This window comes from Nosocomiicoccus massiliensis (genome assembly GCF_000438455.1).
GTDB classification, from domain to species: Bacteria; Bacillota; Bacilli; order Staphylococcales; family Salinicoccaceae; genus Nosocomiicoccus; species Nosocomiicoccus massiliensis.
In genome coordinates, this window is sequence record NZ_CAVG010000123.1 from 1 (window position 1) to 19,360 (window position 19,360).

23 protein-coding genes are annotated in these 19,360 nt (G+C 37.7%); 5 read left to right on the plus strand and 18 right to left on the minus strand.

What is annotated here, in order from left to right; genetic code table 11:
* Nucleotides 1–9 precede the first annotated feature (9 nt).
* From TJ68_RS06000 to cyoE, 7 genes are all read right to left on the minus strand, one after another.
* The gene (locus TJ68_RS06000; RefSeq protein WP_040929260.1) at nt 10–474 is read right to left on the minus strand and encodes a DUF420 domain-containing protein; all 465 of its coding nucleotides are present in this window, start codon (nt 472–474) and stop codon (nt 10–12) included.
* A 14-nt stretch (nt 475–488) separates the two neighbouring features.
* Nucleotides 489–1,430: a cytochrome c oxidase assembly factor CtaG gene (gene ctaG, locus TJ68_RS06005; RefSeq protein WP_040929278.1), complete on the minus strand. Its 942-nt coding sequence runs from the start codon at nt 1,428–1,430 to the stop codon at nt 489–491.
* 133 nt (nt 1,431–1,563) lie between these two features.
* Nucleotides 1,564–1,911, minus strand: coding sequence for a cytochrome C oxidase subunit IV family protein (locus tag TJ68_RS06010; RefSeq protein WP_040929261.1), 348 nt, complete (start codon nt 1,909–1,911; stop codon nt 1,564–1,566).
* Nucleotides 1,912–2,538: a cytochrome c oxidase subunit 3 gene (locus tag TJ68_RS06015; protein ID WP_040929262.1), complete on the minus strand. Its 627-nt coding sequence runs from the start codon at nt 2,536–2,538 to the stop codon at nt 1,912–1,914.
* On the minus strand, nt 2,538–4,469 hold the full coding sequence (locus tag TJ68_RS06020) for a cytochrome c oxidase subunit I (protein WP_040929263.1): 1,932 nt from the start codon (nt 4,467–4,469) through the stop codon (nt 2,538–2,540). The genes TJ68_RS06015 and TJ68_RS06020 overlap by 1 nt, the downstream gene beginning before the upstream one ends.
* A 2-nt stretch (nt 4,470–4,471) precedes the next feature.
* Nucleotides 4,472–5,620, minus strand: coding sequence for a cytochrome c oxidase subunit II (coxB, locus tag TJ68_RS06025; protein WP_040929264.1), 1,149 nt, complete (start codon nt 5,618–5,620; stop codon nt 4,472–4,474).
* 28 nt (nt 5,621–5,648) lie between these two features.
* Nucleotides 5,649–6,560, minus strand: coding sequence for a heme o synthase (cyoE, locus tag TJ68_RS06030; protein ID WP_040929265.1), 912 nt, complete (start codon nt 6,558–6,560; stop codon nt 5,649–5,651).
* A gap of 334 nt (nt 6,561–6,894) precedes the next feature.
* Between cyoE and TJ68_RS06035 the strand changes: the two genes are divergently transcribed.
* Complete coding sequence (locus TJ68_RS06035) at nt 6,895–7,773, plus strand: COX15/CtaA family protein (RefSeq protein WP_238316046.1); 879 nt, start codon at nt 6,895–6,897, stop codon at nt 7,771–7,773.
* A gap of 59 nt (nt 7,774–7,832) precedes the next feature.
* Here TJ68_RS06035 and TJ68_RS06040 read toward each other — a convergent pair whose 3' ends face one another.
* Both TJ68_RS06040 and TJ68_RS06045 read right to left on the minus strand, forming a co-directional pair.
* Complete coding sequence (locus tag TJ68_RS06040; RefSeq protein ID WP_040929267.1) at nt 7,833–9,029, minus strand: FtsW/RodA/SpoVE family cell cycle protein; 1,197 nt, start codon at nt 9,027–9,029, stop codon at nt 7,833–7,835.
* Nucleotides 9,030–9,039: 10 nt separating this feature from the next.
* Entirely contained in the window at nt 9,040–9,342 is a 303-nt protein-coding gene (locus TJ68_RS06045) for an Fpa/YlaN family protein (protein ID WP_040929268.1), read from the minus strand.
* Nucleotides 9,343–9,458: 116 nt separating this feature from the next.
* On the opposite strand from TJ68_RS06045, the gene TJ68_RS06050 reads away from it, so the two are divergent.
* Nucleotides 9,459–9,929 (plus strand): hypothetical protein, encoded by a 471-nt coding sequence (locus TJ68_RS06050; RefSeq protein WP_052327353.1) that lies wholly within the window; start codon nt 9,459–9,461, stop codon nt 9,927–9,929.
* 44 nt (nt 9,930–9,973) lie between these two features.
* Here the strand turns inward: TJ68_RS06050 and TJ68_RS06055 are convergent, their stop codons facing one another.
* Both TJ68_RS06055 and typA read right to left on the minus strand, forming a co-directional pair.
* On the minus strand, nt 9,974–10,354 hold the full coding sequence (locus tag TJ68_RS06055; RefSeq protein ID WP_238316047.1) for a YlaH-like family protein: 381 nt from the start codon (nt 10,352–10,354) through the stop codon (nt 9,974–9,976).
* A gap of 6 nt (nt 10,355–10,360) precedes the next feature.
* Nucleotides 10,361–12,193, minus strand: a complete 1,833-nt coding sequence (typA, locus tag TJ68_RS06060) for a translational GTPase TypA (RefSeq protein WP_040929269.1) — start codon at nt 12,191–12,193, stop codon at nt 10,361–10,363.
* A 103-nt stretch (nt 12,194–12,296) separates the two neighbouring features.
* On the opposite strand from typA, the gene TJ68_RS06065 reads away from it, so the two are divergent.
* Nucleotides 12,297–12,485 (plus strand): DUF5325 family protein, encoded by a 189-nt coding sequence (locus tag TJ68_RS06065; RefSeq protein ID WP_040929270.1) that lies wholly within the window; start codon nt 12,297–12,299, stop codon nt 12,483–12,485.
* A gap of 33 nt (nt 12,486–12,518) precedes the next feature.
* Here TJ68_RS06065 and TJ68_RS06070 read toward each other — a convergent pair whose 3' ends face one another.
* Nucleotides 12,519–13,328 carry an inositol monophosphatase family protein gene (locus TJ68_RS06070; RefSeq protein WP_040929271.1) on the minus strand — a complete coding sequence of 270 codons (810 nt, stop codon included), beginning with the start codon at nt 13,326–13,328 and terminating at the stop codon, nt 12,519–12,521.
* A gap of 77 nt (nt 13,329–13,405) precedes the next feature.
* Here TJ68_RS06070 and TJ68_RS08775 point away from each other — a divergent pair, with 77 nt between their 5' ends.
* The gene (locus TJ68_RS08775; protein WP_272944044.1) at nt 13,406–13,816 is read left to right on the plus strand and encodes a DUF1054 family protein; all 411 of its coding nucleotides are present in this window, start codon (nt 13,406–13,408) and stop codon (nt 13,814–13,816) included.
* 88 nt (nt 13,817–13,904) lie between these two features.
* Complete coding sequence (locus tag TJ68_RS08780; RefSeq protein ID WP_272944045.1) at nt 13,905–14,027, plus strand: hypothetical protein; 123 nt, start codon at nt 13,905–13,907, stop codon at nt 14,025–14,027.
* Nucleotides 14,028–14,078: 51 nt separating this feature from the next.
* On the opposite strand, the gene TJ68_RS06080 is transcribed toward TJ68_RS08780, so the two are convergent.
* The 6 genes from TJ68_RS06080 to TJ68_RS06105 form a co-directional block, all read right to left on the minus strand.
* Complete coding sequence (locus tag TJ68_RS06080; protein ID WP_040929272.1) at nt 14,079–14,780, minus strand: DUF4064 domain-containing protein; 702 nt, start codon at nt 14,778–14,780, stop codon at nt 14,079–14,081.
* An 80-nt stretch (nt 14,781–14,860) separates the two neighbouring features.
* The gene (locus TJ68_RS06085) at nt 14,861–15,130 is read right to left on the minus strand and encodes a UPF0223 family protein (protein WP_040929273.1); all 270 of its coding nucleotides are present in this window, start codon (nt 15,128–15,130) and stop codon (nt 14,861–14,863) included.
* A 49-nt stretch (nt 15,131–15,179) separates the two neighbouring features.
* Nucleotides 15,180–16,589 (minus strand): dihydrolipoyl dehydrogenase, encoded by a 1,410-nt coding sequence (lpdA, locus tag TJ68_RS06090; protein WP_040929274.1) that lies wholly within the window; start codon nt 16,587–16,589, stop codon nt 15,180–15,182.
* Nucleotides 16,590–16,593: 4 nt separating this feature from the next.
* Nucleotides 16,594–17,877 (minus strand): dihydrolipoamide acetyltransferase family protein, encoded by a 1,284-nt coding sequence (locus TJ68_RS06095; protein WP_040929275.1) that lies wholly within the window; start codon nt 17,875–17,877, stop codon nt 16,594–16,596.
* Between the two features lie 18 nt (nt 17,878–17,895).
* Nucleotides 17,896–18,873, minus strand: a complete 978-nt coding sequence (locus TJ68_RS06100; protein ID WP_040929276.1) for an alpha-ketoacid dehydrogenase subunit beta — start codon at nt 18,871–18,873, stop codon at nt 17,896–17,898.
* A gap of 3 nt (nt 18,874–18,876) precedes the next feature.
* The coding region (locus TJ68_RS06105) for a thiamine pyrophosphate-dependent enzyme (protein ID WP_040929277.1) at nt 18,877–19,360 on the minus strand (484 nt) is incomplete at its 5' end.

Sequence of the window (19,360 nt, forward strand, 5' to 3'; positions counted from 1 at the left end):
GGATTTTTTTTAATGGAATATCGCATCGAGTAATCCAGAAGTTTCTCCACCTGGATATAACACATATAATAAAATATATACAGTAACTCCAGTAATTGCTGTTAAGAACCAAATCACTGCTGCAAAGATTCCAACCTTTCTATGCTTCGATAAAATTCTCTTCTTACCTGTAAATACTTGGAATCCTCCAAGTATTCCACCTGTAGTAGATAAGATAATATGAGAAATTAAAAATACAACATAGTACGGTACGAGATGTTCAGGTCCACCGAACTGCGTACTTCCTAAAAATACTGTTTTTGATAAGTAAATGATAAAGAAAATTAACGCAAACCATGCACTTAATGTCATAAACTTATCGTGACCGGCAAAGTCTCTTTTCTTAAACATTTTGTAAAGCCCGATTGCCATCATAATCGCACTTAATACGATAAATGATGTACTAATCGTTGGTAGTATAAAATGCAAATCCATAATTCAACCCTCTATTATCTATATAATTCTTCTAACTTTTTACGCTCATTTGCTCTTTCTAATGATTCTTGCGTAATTTCATCTGGATCTCTAGACTCTTCTTTCCACCAGTTTGCAAATAAGTACGCAATGATAAATCCAAAGAATACTTCTTGAAGAATCTTCATAATGATTCCACCTGTACGTTGGTCAGACAGTGGTGTCATATTACTGAAGTACTCAGGTCCACTAATCATATTTTGATCTTTTAACGTATCAAGAACACCTACTGGAACACAAAGCTCCATCGATTTTAACCATGCTGCACTTTCAGTATACGTCTTAAACATAGGCGTCTCTGAGAAGATGATTAAACCACATGCTGGTAATAATAATCCACCAATTCCGAACACGTATAATGTCTTAAATAAGTAGTTCATATGCTTTTCCGGTGGATCTACTTTATTTAATACAGGCCAAAACGCAATTATTGCGAGTAAGAATAAAATCGCTAACGACATAAAGTGTAATGACTGATTTAACTTTAACGAATCCATAACTGTAGGGATATGGTAAAGCGAAAACGCACCACAAAAAAGCACAAGCGCTAATAATGGTTTCTGAGCAATCTTATGGAAAACTCGTAATACAGGTAATTTTACCATGTATGCCCATAAGTAATCCGGTATTGCAAAGTATAGTAACGGCGGAATGAGTAATAACCCAAGCGCCATTTGCACCATATGAAACGTAAATAAAATATGACTTAATATATCTACTGGTGATCCGAACGTAATATAAAATAATAAAATAACTATAATTGACATCCAGAACTCTAGTTTAGTCAGTTTACGACCACCTGGTATATCTTTGTACCATTTCATCGTAATTAAGAAGTACACAACAGACGCTACGATAATAAACGCTAGTAAAAATGGACTCCAATTTCCGATGAAACCAAAAATTCGTATCGACATTAAACGATCCAAATTTATCACCCTTTTAATATAAGCTAACTATCATTATAGACTATTTTTAATGAAACGAACATATTTTAATTTGTCTATTTTCTAACAAAAAAATGGACTAGCAATGCTAGTCCATTGAAATTTATTGAATTCCGCCTGTACCAATCCATACGATGAACACGAACGTTATGATAAACGCTAGTGCGAAGTACATACCTACGAAGATGAATAACTTCGCAAATTCATGTCCTTTGTCCTTCATATGCATGAAGTAGAAGAATTGTAAAATAACTTGTACAAACGCTAGAGTAACAATGATTGCTCCAACAAAGTATTTGTTAAAGTCTAATGCTACTAATCCAAATGCTATAAATGTCATGAAAATCATAAGAGCAAAAGATGTTAGCTGAAGTCTCATTTCTTTTGCACGTGCTTTGTAAAGTGCATCTAACTCTTTTCTTGTTAATGATTCAGTTTCTACGTTCGCCATTTATAACACCCCTAACAGATAAACGATTGTGAAGATGAACACCCACACAACGTCAATGAAGTGCCAGTATAGTGCTGCTGTGTTAACTTTCGCAGCTGTATATACTGATAATCCGCGTCCTGAGTTACGGATGATAAGTAATGTAATCCAAATTAAACCGATAATAACGTGGAATCCGTGTGTACCGATTAAGATATAGAATGCACTACCGAACGCACTTGATCTAAACGTGTGACCGAGTTGTACATATTCAATGAACTCATAGATTTCAAGTGCTAAGAACCCAGCACCTAAAAGAACTGTAATTCCTAACCATAATTGCATTTTCGCGAAGTTGTTGTTTCTCATATGGTGTACTGCGAAAACACTTGTTAATGAAGATGTTAATAAGAACATCGTCATTACGAACGCTAACTCTAAGTGGAATAGGTCAGCTGCTAATAAGTGATCGCTACTTGGCACTGAGTCTTTAAGTGCGAGGTAAGTCGCGAAGAGACATGAGAATAATACTGTCTCTCCCGCTAAGAATGTCCAGAAACCAACAAACTTGTTTTTACCTTCTAACGTAGCTGTTTCAGGGTGCTTCGGCCAATTAGCATTATCAACATTATATTTAACTTCTGCCATTAGTTCGCACCTCTTTTTCTTTCTTCATATTCGCGCATTTCTCTTTCAATACGTTCTTTCTTGACGTAGTGACCGTGGTCATCAATCCAAGATCTTGCCATCATTGAAAGGAATGTGATTGTTAAACCACCGACGAGTAAAATCATTGACCAAGGTCTCATGCTTGGTAAATCTTTAACTGCTGCAATCGCCCATTCTTGACCTGACGCGTGGAATAATGCACCAAATCCTGCAATGAATAACCCTAAAGTTAAGATAAACGGAATAATTGAGTTATTTGGCATATGAATATCCTCAACTGGTCCAGCTGATGGAATTTCACCGTTGTTTTCTTCTTTTTCTAACTGTAAAACATCTAAACCACGTACTAGTGGAGTTTGGAAGAAGTTGTATTCTGGAGTTGGTGTTGCAACTGCCCACTCAAGTGTACGACCGTCCCAAACGTCAACGTTTACGACTCTATCATTTTTAACAACTGTCATAATGATGTTAATAACAAGTACGATTACCCCAACTGCCATGAGTAATGCACCAATTGTTGAGATTAAGTTTGCTAAGTTAAAGCCTTGACCGTCTAAGTAAGTGAATACACGACGTGGCATTCCCCATAAACCTAACCAGTGTTGAACTAAGAATGTCATATGGAAACCGATAGCAAAGATTGCCATTTCGATTTTACCTAATGTGTCGTTTAGCTTAGTTCCAAACATTAATGGCCACCAGTAGTGAAGACCTGCTAATATCGCGAATACTACCCCACCTACGATTACGTAGTGGAAGTGCGCAACGATAAAGTATGAGTCATGGTACTGATAGTCTGCTGGAGCTACCGCTTGCATGATACCTGTTACCCCACCCATTACGAATGAAGGGATAAACGCTAATGCATAAAGCATTGGAGTTGTAAATGTAATACTACCGCCCCAAATTGTAGCAATCCAGTTAAATATTTTAATACCCGTTGGTACCGCAATTGCCATTGTCGCTAATGCGAAGATAGCGTTCGCTGTTGGACCTAAACCAACTGTAAACATGTGGTGCGCCCAAACCATGAATCCGAAGAATCCGATTAGTACTGTAGCGAATACCATCGCTGAGTAACCGAATAATCTCTTTCTAGAGAATACTGCGAAAATCTCAGAGAAAATACCGAATGCCGGTAAGATTAAGATATATACTTCTGGGTGTCCGAAGATCCAGAATAAGTGTTCCCAAATAATAGTGTTACCACCAGCTTCAACTATGAAGAAGTTCGAACCGAACATACGGTCAAACGTTAATAGGAAAAGCCCTACTGTTAATGGCGGGAAACCGAATACGATAAGGATTGATGCAACAAGTGCTGTCCATGTGAATAATGGCATTCTCATATAAGTCATACCTGGTGCTCTCATCGTAATAATCGTTGTTACAAAGTTAATACCTGTAATTAACGTACCAGCCCCTGCAATCTGTAAACCGATTGCGTAGAAGTCAATACCGTGTCCAGGTGATGCAATTGATAGTGACGCATAGCTTGTCCAACCTGCGTCAGGTGCATCTCCGAATAACCAAGAAACGTTAACGAAAATACCACCTAGAATAAACATCCATACACCTAAAGCGTTCATGAATGGGAACGCTAAGTCACGTGCACCAATTTGTAATGGAACTACTGCGTTCATATATGCGAATAAAATTGGCATCGCAGCTAAGAAAATCATCGTAGTACCGTGCATCGTAATCATTTCGTTGAATAATCCAGCTGATAAGAAATCGTTATTTGGTACTGAAAGCTGGATACGAATAAGCATCGCTTCAATACCACCCATGACGAAGAAGAATCCACCACCAATTAGGTATAAGATAGCGATCTTCTTATGGTCTACTGTCGTTAAATATTCCCATATTAAACGACCAAAGCCAACTTTTTGCCCATTAACTGTTGCCATGCTTATTTGTCGCTCCCTTCATCATTGTCCTCTTTTTCCTCTGCTTCAATCTCTTTTTTCATTTTTTCGACATCACCAGAGTTTTTATCTAGTTTTAGCTCCATTAAGTATGCAGCTACTTTGTCAATTTCTTCATCATTTAATTGATATGCACCAGTCATTTTGTTGTCTGGTTTAATCTTTTCTGGATCTTTGATCCAGCTTACTAAGTTTTCTTTGTTGTGCTCTAAAATACCAGCGATAAGTTCTCTATCACCGAAGTTTGTTAAGTTAGGTCCAGCAGCACCAGGGTTAGTTGGTGTAACTGCGTGACATCCGATACAAGAGTTGTTGAAGATTTCTTGACCTTCTTTTGCATCGTCAGCTGATGCAACTTTTGCTTCTTCTTCGTAGACTTTCATATCTGCTAACCATTGATCAAATTCTGCTCTTGGTAATGCGACTACTTTAAAGTCCATTAATGCGTGTGAAGGACCACATAATTCCGCACACTTACCGTAGAATAAACGATCTGCGTTTTCTGCTTTGTCATCATCAAACACCAAGTAGAAACTGTTGATTCCGTCAACGTTTGTATCGAGTTTACCACCCGCAGCAGGTACCCAGAACGAGTGTTTTACGTCGGCACCTTTTAAGTTGAAGAATACTTTTTCATCTGTTGGAACGACTAAGTCTTGACTCGTAACAACATTTTCATGAACGTATTCAAACTCCCACCAATATTGGTAAGCAGTTACGTTAACGATTACTGAATCTTTGTTCGCTACACCATCTTCAGTTACCATATCCTCAACGTCTGCTAGAGTAAATGTTACCCAAACTGTTGGGATTGCTAAGATGATAAGTAAAATAATTGGGATAGTCGTCCAAATTACTTCAAGTGTATGGTTACCCGCAACTTGCTTTGGTACGAAATCTTCTCCCACTTTACTTCTACGACTTTTTACAACTGCAATTGTAAATGCGATTGCTACTGTTCCAACGACAAGTAACATGATTGAAATTGAAAGAATAATTAAGAAAAATTGTTGTCTCCCAACTTCACCAGCAGGTTGTAAAGCACTTAAGTTTTCTCTACCACAGCCTGCTAAGAAAATAGCAAGAACAGACATTAACATATAAAATTTTGTTTTAGTCCAACTGTTCTTCATCTAATAGACCCCTCTTTCAAAAATAAGTTTAGATTAATAGACCGGCGACTATAATCATAACGTAAAAAATAAGAATGTAATTTAAAGAAAATACAAACACTGTTTTTGCATAGCGCTTGTAATCGGTGATTGGCTTAAACATGTTTAAGGAAAGTACTAACCAACTTAAGTTAAGCAATGTGATTAATACGACAAACCAAATCCCTAAATCAGTCATGAAAAACGGGGTAATGACGAGTAGTGATATCCACATCACGATCGACCTAACCGTCCGCTTTTCTCCCTTCACACTCGGTAACATTGGAATGTTAGCGGTGCTGTACTCATCTTTACGATTTATTGCTAAAGCGTAAAAGTGCGGTGGTTGCCATATAAACATTACAAAGAACATCGCAAACGCGAGTGTATGTAAGTTTGGGTCTATAACCGCCCATCCAATTAAGGGAGGTGCTGCTCCTGGTAATGCTCCAACTACTGTATTAACAACATAATGTCTTTTAGAGTAGATGGAATATAGGACTACATAGCCAAAACCAGCTAAGAGGCCAAGTGTACCTGCAGTCATATTAATTGAATATAAGAGAATCTCTCCTATAACAACCATTGAAAAACCAATCCATAGTATGTCTTTCCCGCTATACGTGCCGTCGATACTTGGTCGTTGTTGCTTAGACTTCATAACTGAATCAATATCCCGGTCATAATAGTTATTCAGTGCAGCAACGCCACCAATTAAAAGACCAACACCTAATAGCATGATTAACAACAATGGAAGCGAGCTGAAAAAAGAGTGACCATAATACATAACAGCAAGAAATCCAGCAGCAAATGCTGGGATCAAGTTCGCTTTAATGATGCCTTCTTTAATTAACACTCGAAATGCTTGTTGTTTTTCAATAAACGTCATCGTATGCCTTTCATTAGACACATGACTCTGCATTTAACCTTCGCCCCCTTTCACCAACATTTCTAGTTACTATAATGATATAGGAAAACAGACCGAGAATCTATAGTGTTAACACCTTTTTTTCACAGATTGTTCAAAAATTGTTCAAATAATTTACAATTTAAACATTTATCTATGGAAAGTACCACTATAGTCGCTATTGTTTACATATAGATTCTACCACAGTTTACAATTTTGTTAAGTCTTTCTTATAACTTTAATCATTGCATGATTCTATGTGATGGTTTATATTTATTAATTGAACAGATATTTGTACGGATTTTTTAATGAGGTGTTTTGGTTGTATAAAAAATTGAAAATAGTGGCGGTGATTACGACCCTCATCATGGTCTTTGTCCAAATCGGTGGAGCGCTCGTGACAAAAACTGGATCTGCTGAAGGGTGTGGGGATTCTTGGCCACTATGTCATGGTCAACTTATCCCTAAAGACTGGCCATTAGATACGATAATTGAGATTGCACATAGAGGTGTATCTGGAATCGCAATTATCTTTTTAATCATCTTTGGAGTTATGGCTTGGAAACAACTCTCACATATTAGAGAGACAAAGTTTCTCGTATGTGTATCTCTTAGTTTTATTCTCATCCAAAGTTTAATTGGTGCTGCGGCAGTTGTTGGTTTATGGCACGGTGAGTTTGTACTTGCTGCACACTTTGGAATTTCATTAATATGTTTTGCAGCTGTGTTCGTATTAACATTACTCGTCTTCCACGTTGACTTAAAGTATGATACGAAAGGTCTTATCATACATAAAGGATTGAGACGTCATACGATTGGTATTATTATTTATATTTACTTCGTAATATATAGCGGCGCATTAGTTAGACATGCCGATGCATCACTCGCATGTACAAAATGGCCACACTGTATGCCAAACCAAATTTTACCAACAAACTTTTATCAAGCCGTTCAAATGGGACACCGCTTTTTAGTACTCATACTATTTATTTGGATGGTTATTGCTTTAATTCATGTATTAAAACATTACAGCAACTACCGAGTCATTAAGAACGGTTGGATTATCATGATGACTTTACTCGTATTACAAATCATCACAGGTGCTTTAACGATATTTACGTACGCAAATATTTTCATCGCACTATTCCATGCATTATTTATCACTTTAATATTCGGTATACTATGCTATTACATCTTACTCATTAGTCGACCTGACTATGAACCATAAAACGTGAGGGATAACCCTCACGTTTTTTTATATTAAAAAAAGACGTTATAAAAACGTCTTTAATCACGATTGATTGCTTTACGATATCTAATTTCTTTAACCGCGACTGATAATACTGCTAATGCAATCGATATACTCAAGAAACTTGATCCACCGTAACTGAGCAACGGTAACGGAACACCCGTTAATGGAATAGTTTTCGTTGCGCCTCCAATGTTAAAGAAACACTGAATCGTAATATAAATACCAATTCCAAACGTGATGAGTCTTAAATATAAATCTCCAGTATGATATGAATAATAAAATGCTTTAACAACAATTATCGCATACAACCCGAGTACGACAAGTACCCCGATGAGCCCAAGTTCTTCAGCGATAACTGAAAATATAAAGTCCGTCTGTGCTTCAGGTAAAAATCCGAGTTTTAATATGCCGTTTCCGATACCTTGCCCGATCAAACCACCGTTGGCTATCGCAATTAAGCTGTTCGTAAGCTGATATCCGTCACCATACGGGTCGTTAAACGGATGGAAAAACGTATCGATTCTCGCGAGCTGATACGAACTTAAAAATTGCCCGTCAAACATGATAAATGCACCGACGACAAGGACGATAATCCCAACAATTCCTGAAAATATCATAAACGTAAATTTCCGTTCGAAGTTTAAATAGAAAAACATCGAGATAATAATCGCTAAAATGATTAACGACGTTCCGAAGTCATTTCTACCAATCCATAACGTCATTACGAGTACGAGTGCAAATGGCATCAAGTGCTTCCCGTCTGTCGGTATAAGCTCTGTTTTTATACGTAGTCGTCTGTCATAGACATATGCTAAATACATAATAACGACAATTTTAACGAACTCAGATGTTTGTAAATTTATAAACCCAAGACGAATCCAGTTCTTCTCACCATTTACTTCAATACCAAAGATTTGAGTCGCGAGAAGTAACAAAATACTTCCAGCAATTAACGCAATTGGAATAATCGGCTTTCTAAATAATCGTGAGCTCGTAAAAAATGTAATAATTACAAATATCGTCATCCCAAATATGACAAAACGTAACTGCGAATCAAAGAAAAACTTTGGATTAAAGTTCGTCATCTCACTGCGCGATGATTTCACCATACTTCCACTATAAATCATGACAAGGCCAATAATTGCAAGTGCTATGTATGCAAATATAATGACATAATCTATGTGCTGATTTGTCTTACTAATCGGGTAGTTTAAGCGTTTTGCTTTCTTCATTGGATCACCACTACTTATTTGCCTTTTTTAATTGTTCTCTATGTTCATAATACGCTTCATGTACGTCTGATACTTGCTTTTCTAAATCTGCTAATATCGAACGCCCATGCTCTCTATCTATTAACCCTAGTCTCACTGCAAAATGTATTTCTTTAGATAACCCGAACATTTGAGTATCTAACACTTCTTCATATACCGGGCATTGAGGCATTGTCAAATTATCCATTTGAACACGAATCAGTTGTACGATTCTATCTGCATCTTGCTCGAGTGTTTCTAATGCAAGTCTTTTTAAAGTTTCTTCACTAGACAAGGCCCTTCCCCCTTTTCATTACAACTAAATACTACTCTACAGTATTACATTTTTCAAGTGAGTGGCTATGTTCAATTATGTATAATTTGGTATAATTTAAGCTTAGGAGGGGTTACATGCTGCTACAAATTAAAGGAAACGTAAACTTCGTCATTACATTAGATTCGAGTGCATGGATTTTCGACGATCGTAAAATACATATAGAAGATTTAGTACATGATGAAGAACACATTGAATTTGAAGATAGTGAAGAGTGGAACCGTCAAATTATAGAAGGAGACACACTTCCACCGACGTTAAAATCAGAAAAGAGATATAAAAATAAAAAAGAAGAACTGCTAAACGGCACGTTTATTATGGCGCTCGACCCATTTTTAGAATACGCTGAACCAAAAAGCGTAAAGTATGAAATTACACATAAAAACGGGACGACAACACTCGCATATAAAGACCGTTACGATCATTACGCACAGTTTTCTAATAATGGTAAGAGATTATACGACGACGGTATGATCGACCTACTCGTCATTAAAGACGGAGAAATTATCGAAAGATACGAATACGTTACAGCATTTACGTTCGTATAAAATAAAGACCTGTCACATTTTAATATATGTGACAGGTCGTTTTATTATTTATGCGTTTCTTTATTATCGAACGATATCGTACCTTTTTTCTTTTCATTATATAGTCTATATCGGTACATTCCCATTACAAATACGATGACGATTAAACACTCTGCAACCGGGTAAAACGCTGCAAAAAATGTCAGTGGTAATGAGAATAATAGCATAATGATATAAATCACGATGTTTTGCCAAAGCTTTAACTTTTTCGCAAAACCAAGTACGTATGCGAGAACTGATAGTACGTATACAGTAATAAACAATAACCACATCGCAGTATCTGGATTTTGTTCTGCGCCATATAGCTTACCAAACATCGACAAGCGGTTATATAAGCTACTTTGATCTGTTTGTGCCGCTGTCATTAAGACGAACGAAAAAAACATTGCCTTCTACTCCTCTTGCTTTTTAGCATTCTTTAGCGCACGGTCGCGTTCACTTTTGTTTAAAATCTTCTTACGTAAACGAATCGACTCAGGCGTCACTTCTACTAATTCATCGACGTTAATATATTCTAACGCTTCTTCTAGCGTCATAATTCTTGGACGTTTCATCGTTTCAGTTTGGTCTTTTGTTGCTGAACGCATATTTGTATGAGCTTTTGTTTTCGTAATGTTTACACCTAAATCATTTTCACGTGAGTTTTCACCGACGATCATTCCCTCATACACTTCTGTACCAGGTTCAGTGAAGTTCGTCCCACGGTCTTCTAAGTTCATAATTGCAAATGCGCTCGCTGGACCTTTGTTAATTGAAACGAGTACACCGTTACGACGGCCACCAATTTTACCTTGGATTACTGGACGGTAATCTTCAAACGTATGGTTTAAAATACCATAACCGTGAGTCATCGTCATAAACTCTGTCGTATATCCTATTAAACCACGAGACGGTACTAAAAACACGAGTTTCGTTTGTCCATCTTCAGTCGCCATATCTAGCATTTCACCTTTACGTTGGCCGAGTGACTCAATGACACTTCCTGCGTGTTCACTTGGTACGTTAATTTGTACGCGCTCAAACGGTTCATGTTTTTTACCATCAATTTCACGAATGATAACTTCTGGTTTAGATACTTGAAGCTCGTATCCTTCACGTCTCATATTTTCAATTAAGATGGATAAGTGTAGCTCTCCACGTCCAGAAACGATAAACTGATCTGGTGTTGCTCCTTGATCTACTCTTAACGATACGTCCGTTTCTAATTGAACATCTAAGCGGTCTTTAATTTGACGTGCTGTTACAAATTTACCTTCGCGTCCAGCAAACGGTGAGTTATTTACTGAAAACGTCATTTGTAACGTAGGCTCATCAATTGTTGGTGCAGGGAGTGCTTCTACTGTTTCACGGTCTGTGACTGTTTCACCGACGTTAATATCTTCTAAACCACTTAACGCGATAATGTCTCCAGCTTTCGCATGTTCAATTTCAATACGTTTCAGACCTAAAAATCCAAACATTTTAGTGACTCTAAATTGTTTTACTGTACCATCTAATTTAACGAGTGATACATTTTCTCCAACTGAAATTGACCCTCTAAATACACGACCGATACCGATACGTCCAACGTAATCGTTATAATCTAATAATGATACTTGGAATTGTAACGGTTCATCGCTATTATCTACAGGTGCCGGGACGCACTCTAAAATCGTATCGTATAACACTTTCATATTATCGTCTTGAGTCTCTGGATCTAAGCTTGCAGTTCCGTTCATTGCTGAAGCGTATACGACTGGGAATTCAAGTTGATCATCATCTGCTCCTAAATCGATAAATAGTTCAAGTACTTCGTCGACAACCGCTTCAGGTCGTGCTTGTGGTTTATCGATTTTATTAACGACAACGAGAGGCGTCACACCGACGTCTAAAGCTTTTTTAAGCACGAAACGCGTCTGTGGCATCGTACCTTCAAATGCATCAACGACGAGTATTACTCCATCGACCATTTTTAAAATACGTTCTACCTCTCCACCGAAGTCTGCGTGTCCTGGTGTATCTAAAATATTAATTCTTACATTTTCATAATCAATCGCAGTGTTTTTAGATAAAATTGTAATACCGCGCTCTTTTTCAATATCGCCACTGTCCATCGCACGGTCCTCAACGTGTTCGTTGTCTCTAAATAAACCAGATTGTTTTAATAATTGGTCGACTAACGTCGTTTTACCGTGGTCTACGTGGGCGATAATCGCTATATTTCTTAAATCTTTTCTTACTGTCATTCAAAAGTTCCCTTCGTATTTAGGTTATTTAACTGTACAATTATATCATATCGTACTTATTCTATGATATAATTGAGAAAATTTATATGTGGAGTCGATTTACATGGAGAAAAAATCGAAAGGGATTTTTTTCATACTTGCGGTACTCGCAATCGTTTTACTCGTTTTATTATCGGTCACACTCGCTGAAGAGATGTGGGGACTCACAATACTATTAGCAATTGGATTTGTTGCTATTTTTGGTATTGGTTTTACATTAAAGAAAAAATATCGCGAAAACGATTGGCTATAATAAATATTCCCCCTCATACGAGTGGGGAATTTTTTAATTATTAAAGAATTTGTCGTGTACGTCTTTAAATGACTCGTGATTAAATATCTCGAGTATCTCATCGACTAATTTCTCATGTCCACATACGACACTCGATGCTTCAAGTTCTGGAACGTGTTCACCTGTTAACGTCACACATTTTAGTCCGAGTTCATTTGTTAAAATTCTACCCCCGGCATAATCCCATGGGAAGAGTTCGTAAAACACTACAGCTCCAAATTTCCCATCAGCGACTGACGTAAAGTCGAGCGCTGCACTTCCTCTATTTCGTACAGATCGTGCTTTATCGACTAGTTCGATAAAGAAATGTCTCACGTCGTCTTTTAATAACCATTTATGACTCACACCGACGATTGTATCGTCTAATGGCTGATATTCAACTTCTTTAATTTTCTCGCTATTTCTATAAGCACCTTCACCAACTTTTGAGTGGTAGAGTACTTTATTCGCTACGTCATATATAAGTCCACAATATGGTTCTTCGTCTTTATATATACCGACAGAAATCGCAAAGTTATCGTTTTGGTTAATGAAGTTTACTGTACCGTCAATCGGGTCGACTATCCACGTAAACCCTTTTAACGTTTTAACGTCTTTTCCATATGTCTCTTCACCAACGATATTATGTTCAGGGAACTGTGCTTTAATACGCTTATAAATAAATTCTTCTGTTTCTTTATCGACTGGCGTCACTAAATCGTGTGGCCCAGTCTTTCTCATTACTTCAAAGCCTTCAAGTCGTCTCGTTTCAATAAAATCTCCAGCGTCACGTATTAATGATTTTGCAAATTCATATACATCCATTTACTTCACCTCAATTATTTGATGATTACTCATTATTATTTTATCATAAAGCTAACGAATTGTTGGAGGAAGAGACGATGAAGTACACATTTACAAAAGAAGATTTCGATGTATTTACACATGATACACTCGAAAAAACAATGTCTGAACTTAAAAAGCACGCACGAGTTAAGCTTGAAAATTTAGGTGAATATTTTAGTGATTACTTAACAGAAATGACAGATGACACACATTTTACACACGTCGCACAACATGCACGCCGTAAAGTGAACCCACCGATTGATTCTTGGGTTGCGTTTAGTACAAATAAACGCGGATATAAAATGTTACCGCACTTTCAAATTGGACTATTTAAAGACCATGCGTTTTGTCAGTACGGTATTATTTATGAAGCGCCGTCAAAAGCATATATGGCTGACCGTTTAATCAATCAAATTGATGATATTTTAAATTTAGGTGACGGATATTTTATTACAAAAATCATATGAAACCTGAAAAGATGTTTATAAAAGATTTAAAAGAAGACGACGTTAAAAAGCAATCGATCGTTTAAAAACGGTAAAATCTGGAGAGTTAATGATCGGTAAGTTTTACGATAAAAATGATCCGGTCTTAAAATCAGACGAAGCTTTCTTAGAAGAACTTAAAAACGTGTTCAATACATTGCATACATTTTATATCGAAGAAGAGTCGGTTTAACCGGCTCTTTTTACATATAAAAAAGCAACTACAAAAGTAGTTGCTTAAAAATTACTCTTCATTTCTTTTATCGAGATTTTCTCTTCTCGTACGTTTTGCATCGTTGTCTAAATCATCCAGTGACGATAAATCTTCATCGTAGCCAAAGTCTTTATAATCCTCTTCGTCTACTGCTGTAAACATACGTGTTTTCTCTAAATCTTCGTCTTCAGTAACTACTGGTACCGGACGTGTTTCCGGTCTTTTAGCGACACGCGTATCATCTTCATAAGATGGTCTAGTATGACTGTCGTTATAGTCGTTAATAATTGTTTCTTTATCTTTACGAACAAATAGTAATACCGCTGCAATGACGAACATTAATGATGAGAATAATGTTACGACAAATGGTGCAATAATAATTGCTGTAATTAAGAGTAATGAACCTGCTAAGATTCTCTTTTTCATTTTCACTAAGCCGATAAATGAAATAATTAACGGAATGACTCCAACTAAGCTAAGTAGCCATAATTTGCTGAGTGTTCCTACAAGCAGATCTGTTACCTCTTGAGGATTAACGCCCTCTTCGACTGCTGCTTGTCTCGCTTCTTGTTCAACAATACTCATAAATTGTGGATCGTTACCAAACGCATAAGACACGTAAGCAATTAATACTACGACTGCGAGTAACGCAATCCAACCAATCCAACCGATAACTTTTTCAGGCACGCGTGAGATCGGTTCAACTCTCACTGTGTAATCTCGTTTTGCCATAATCTTCACTCCAATATGTTTCTGTCGTTCTTTGATTATACCCTATTTATTATTTTTTTAGACATATTATTTGAATCGAATTATTTTTTAATAATGTCATTTGAACTCGTATCTTTAAGTTGTTTAACGAGTCCCCAAGGGTGATAGCCAGATGCTTTTTCAAACGCATTAAATAACGTTTTTTCTTCTGCTTTACTCGGTACGATTTTTTTAAACGATTGATAAGCAGTCTGTAACTCATTATGAGTCACACCTGATTCATATCCCTTTTCAATCGTTTGATAAAAGTGCGTCACTGTAATCATTTCTTCTGTTGACCATTCTAAATCAAGTGGGTAACTATATTCCATATATAAAAACCTCCAAAGAAAAAAGCGCTCATTTGAGCGCTTTAGTTAATTATAATGAGTGGATTGGACGTCCAAGTGCTGCTTCAGCCGCTTCCATAGGCATTTCACCTAATGTTGGGTGCGGGTGAATTGTTAATGCAACGTCTTCTAATGTCATTCCTGTTTCAACTGCTAATGCAAGTTCTGAAATGATGTCTGACGCACCGTCACCAGCTACTTGAGCACCGATTACTAATCCGTCTTCTTTACGCGCAACGAGTTTTACGAAACCATCTGTTTTGTTTAAACCAATCGCACGACCATTTGCTGCAAATGGGAAACGGCCTGTAACGATGTCGAGTCCTTCTTCTTTTGCTTCAGTTTCGTTAATACCAACTGATGCAAGTTCAGGCTCTGTGAAGCATACTGCAGGCATACCGATGTAATCTACTTCAGATTTTTCACCAGCGATTGCTTCAGCAGCAACTTTTGCTTCGTAGCTTGCTTTATGTGCAAGTGGTAACCCAGGTACGATATCACCAATTGCAAAGATTGAATCAACAGATGAACGACCTTGTTTATCAACTTCAACAAGTCCTCTGTCTGTTAATTTAACACCGATATCTTCTAAACCAAGTTCGTCTGTATTTGGACGACGACCTACAGTAACTAATACGTAGTCTGCTTCGATTGTCTCAGTGTTACCTTTTTTATCTTCATACGTAACTTTAACGCCATCTTTTGTTTCTTCAGCAGATTTTGCCATCGCCTCAGTCACAACTTTAACGTCTTTTTTCTTAAGGTTACGTTTAACAAGTGATGTCATGTTTCTTTCGAAACCACCTAAGATATCTTTCATACCTTCTAAAATTGTTACCTCAGTACCTAAGTTTGCATATGCAGTACCAAGTTCAGTACCGATATATCCTCCACCGATAACAACAAGTTTTTTAGGTAGTTTTTCTAGGTTAAGTGCACCTGTTGAATCGAGTACACGATCACCAAATGCAAATCCTGGGATTTCAATCGGACGAGAACCTGTCGCTACAATCGCATGTTTAAACTCATACGTTTGTGATTGGTTTTCAGTCGCAACTTTAATGCTGTTTTTACCAGAGAAGTAAGCTTCACCTTTAACAACTTCAACTTTGTTACCTTTAAGTAGTGATTCTACTCCTCCAACAAGTTGGTCGACGACTTTACCTTTAAACTCTTGTACTTTAGAGAAATCTAATTTTACGTCTTTAACTTTAACACCCATATCTTCAGAGTTTTTAGCATCTTGATATCTGTGTGATGAAGCGATTAATGCTTTAGATGGAATACAACCAACGTTTAAGCATACGCCTCCTACTGTGTCTTTCTCAACGAGTACAACTTTTTGTCCTAACTGAGCCGCACGAATTGCTGCTACGTATCCTCCTGGACCAGCACCAATGACGACTGTATCTACTTCGATTGCAAAATCTCCTACAACCATTATTTTACCCCTCCATTAATAATAAATCAGGATTATTTAGTAATTTCTTAATGTGATTTAAAGCTCTTTGCGCTACTGCACCATCGATTACTCTATGGTCGTAACTAATAGAAATCGCAAGTACGCGTGCAGGAACAACTTCACCATCTACAACGACAGGTTGTTCTTCAATACGTCCAATTCCTAAGATCGCAACTTCAGGTTGGTTAATTACTGGAGTAAACCATTTACCACCTTCAGATCCGAGGTTAGAAATCGACATGCTTCCGCCTTGCATTTCTTCCATTGTCAGTTTACCATCTCTCGCTTTTGTTGCAAGTTCCATAATATCATCTGAAATTTCAAAAATAGATTTTGCATTTGCATCTCTAATTACTGGAACGACTAACCCGCGGTCAGTGTCTGCAGCAATACCGATATCGTAGTAGTGTTTATGGATAATTTCATCCGTTTCACTATCTACTGATGTGTTTAACTCAGGATATTTCTTCAGCGCAGATACGAGTGCTTTAACGACATATGGTAAGTACGTTAATTTCGTACCTTGCTCTTCAGCGTATCCTTTGAACTTCTGACGGTGTTCGTAAAGGTTGTCTACGATTACTTCGTCGATGTTTGTAACGTGTGGTGACGTCTGTTTACTACTCACCATCGCTTTAGCGATCGTACGGCGAATCGACGTCATCTTCTCACGCGTTTCACGGTCTTTAGTTACCATCGTTACACTTTGTTTAGATGTTTCTTCAGATTTAGTTTCTGCAGTATCTGCCGCTTCTTCAGCGCCACCATTCATAAATGCTTCAACGTCCGCTTTAGTAATACGGTCGTGTTTTCCTGTACCTGTTACTTTCGTAATATCTACGTCGTTCTCACGAGCAAATTTACGAACTGAAGGCATCGCTTTTACGAATCGTTTATCTGTAGAACCTTCTTCTTTAGATACTGATTTTTCTTCAGTTTTATCTTCTTTTTCTTCTTTTACAGGCTCTTCTTTTTTATCTTCTTCTTTTTCTGAGTCAGAAGATGTGTCTTCTGACGGCGTGTCTTCACTACCGTCATCAATCGTTACAAGTACTGTACCGACTGTCGTCACTTCTCCTTCTGCGACGTGAATCTTTTGAATTGTTCCTGATACTGGAGATGGCATTTCTACGACTGCTTTGTCGTTTGCGATCTCTACGAGAGTATCATCCTCTTCAATTTGGTCACCTTCATTGATGAACCACTTCGCAATTTCACCTTCATGAATTCCTTCACCGATATCATGAAGTTTCACTTCATAAGCCATGAATTTCCCCCCTAAGTTTTAGAAATTGATAACTTCTTTCGCTTTTTCGATAATTTCATCTTTCCCAGGTAGCCATACTTTTTCAGCTGCAGTGAATGGATACACTGTGTCTGGCGCACTCACACGTAAAATAGGTGCTTCTAACGAAAGAATTGTACGTTCTTGTAACTCAGCTGTGACTTGTCCACCAACACCTGCTTGGTGCTGTGCTTCTTGAATCACGACTGCACGATTTGTTTTCTCTACAGATTTAACGAGTGTTTCGTAGTCGACTGGAGAAACTGTTCTTAAGTCGATCACTTCTGCAGAAATATTTTCTTTTTCTAACTCCTCAGCAGCATGGAGTGCTTCGTGAACCATCGCACCGTAAGCGATTAATGTCACATCATCCCCTTCACGACGAACTGCTGCTTTACCAATTTCCACTTCGTAAGCCTCTTCAGGTACTTCTTCACGGAATGAACGGTATAGCTTCATATGCTCTAAGAAAATTACAGGGTCATCTGAGCGAATTGCTGAGATGAGTAGTCCTTTAGCGTCACTTGGTGTTGATGGAATTACTACACGTAAACCAGGTGTTTGTGCCATAAGACCTTCAAGTGAGTCTGCGTGTAATTCTGGTGTGTTTACTCCACCACCAAATGGTGCACGAACCACGATAGGAGTCTTTTTAGAACCGCCTGAACGGTATCTATGACGTGCAATTTGTCCAGCAATTCCATCCATCGCTTCAAATAAGAATCCGAAGAACTGGATTTCAACAACCGGACGATATCCTTCTAATGTTAAACCTAAACCGAGTGATGCGATTGCACTTTCTGCAAGTGGTGTGTCAAATACACGGTCGACTCCAAACTCTTCTTGTAATCCTTGAGTCGCTAAGAATACACCACCATTAACTCCAACGTCCTCTCCAAATACGAGTACGTTTTCGTCATTTTTAAGTTCTGTACGCATCGCTTCAGTAATCGCTTGAATCATCGTTAATTCAGCCATTGATTATGACTCCTTCCCTTTGTAGTATTCATATTGCTCTACAACGTTTGATGGATTGTCATCATACATTAAATCCATTAAACCTGAGATCGTTTGTGGCGCTGCTTTATCCGCTTCTTTAATCGCTTCTTTAACTTCCTCACGCGCACGCTCAATCACTTCTTTTTCTTTCTCTTCGTTCCATAATCCTTTTTCTTCTAAGAACTTTCTGAAACGAACGATTGGGTCTTTTTTCGCCCATGCATCGTCTTCATCTTGTTTTCTATAACGTGTTGGGTCATCTCCTGACAATGTATGTGCACCGTAACGGTAACAAACTGTTTCGATAAGAGTTGGTCCTTCACCTTTAATTGCACGGTCACGTGCATCTTTTGTTACTTTATAAACTGCAAGTGCGTCCATTCCGTCCACTTGAACAGATGGAACACCTGCTGCAACACCTTTTTGTGCTAATGTTTTAGCAGCTGTTTGTAATGATCTTGGTGTT

Coding starts and splice junctions, on each gene's coding strand:
- TJ68_RS06000 (WP_040929260.1), bottom strand. CDS start 474: ATGGATTTGCATTTTATACTACCAACGATTAGTACATCATTTATCGTA.
- ctaG (WP_040929278.1), bottom strand. CDS start 1,430: ATGTCGATACGAATTTTTGGTTTCATCGGAAATTGGAGTCCATTTTTA.
- TJ68_RS06010 (WP_040929261.1), bottom strand. CDS start 1,911: ATGGCGAACGTAGAAACTGAATCATTAACAAGAAAAGAGTTAGATGCA.
- TJ68_RS06015 (WP_040929262.1), bottom strand. CDS start 2,538: ATGGCAGAAGTTAAATATAATGTTGATAATGCTAATTGGCCGAAGCAC.
- TJ68_RS06020 (WP_040929263.1), bottom strand. CDS start 4,469: ATGGCAACAGTTAATGGGCAAAAAGTTGGCTTTGGTCGTTTAATATGG.
- coxB (WP_040929264.1), bottom strand. CDS start 5,620: ATGAAGAACAGTTGGACTAAAACAAAATTTTATATGTTAATGTCTGTT.
- cyoE (WP_040929265.1), bottom strand. CDS start 6,560: ATGCAGAGTCATGTGTCTAATGAAAGGCATACGATGACGTTTATTGAA.
- TJ68_RS06040 (WP_040929267.1), bottom strand. CDS start 9,029: ATGAAGAAAGCAAAACGCTTAAACTACCCGATTAGTAAGACAAATCAG.
- TJ68_RS06050 (WP_052327353.1), top strand. CDS start 9,459: ATGCTGCTACAAATTAAAGGAAACGTAAACTTCGTCATTACATTAGAT.
- TJ68_RS06055 (WP_238316047.1), bottom strand. CDS start 10,354: ATGTTTTTTTCGTTCGTCTTAATGACAGCGGCACAAACAGATCAAAGT.
- typA (WP_040929269.1), bottom strand. CDS start 12,193: ATGACAGTAAGAAAAGATTTAAGAAATATAGCGATTATCGCCCACGTA.
- TJ68_RS06065 (WP_040929270.1), top strand. CDS start 12,297: ATGGAGAAAAAATCGAAAGGGATTTTTTTCATACTTGCGGTACTCGCA.
- TJ68_RS06070 (WP_040929271.1), bottom strand. CDS start 13,328: ATGGATGTATATGAATTTGCAAAATCATTAATACGTGACGCTGGAGAT.
- TJ68_RS08775 (WP_272944044.1), top strand. CDS start 13,406: ATGAAGTACACATTTACAAAAGAAGATTTCGATGTATTTACACATGAT.
- TJ68_RS08780 (WP_272944045.1), top strand. CDS start 13,905: ATGATCGGTAAGTTTTACGATAAAAATGATCCGGTCTTAAAATCAGAC.
- TJ68_RS06080 (WP_040929272.1), bottom strand. CDS start 14,780: ATGGCAAAACGAGATTACACAGTGAGAGTTGAACCGATCTCACGCGTG.
- TJ68_RS06085 (WP_040929273.1), bottom strand. CDS start 15,130: ATGGAATATAGTTACCCACTTGATTTAGAATGGTCAACAGAAGAAATG.
- lpdA (WP_040929274.1), bottom strand. CDS start 16,589: ATGGTTGTAGGAGATTTTGCAATCGAAGTAGATACAGTCGTCATTGGT.
- TJ68_RS06095 (WP_040929275.1), bottom strand. CDS start 17,877: ATGGCTTATGAAGTGAAACTTCATGATATCGGTGAAGGAATTCATGAA.
- TJ68_RS06100 (WP_040929276.1), bottom strand. CDS start 18,873: ATGGCTGAATTAACGATGATTCAAGCGATTACTGAAGCGATGCGTACA.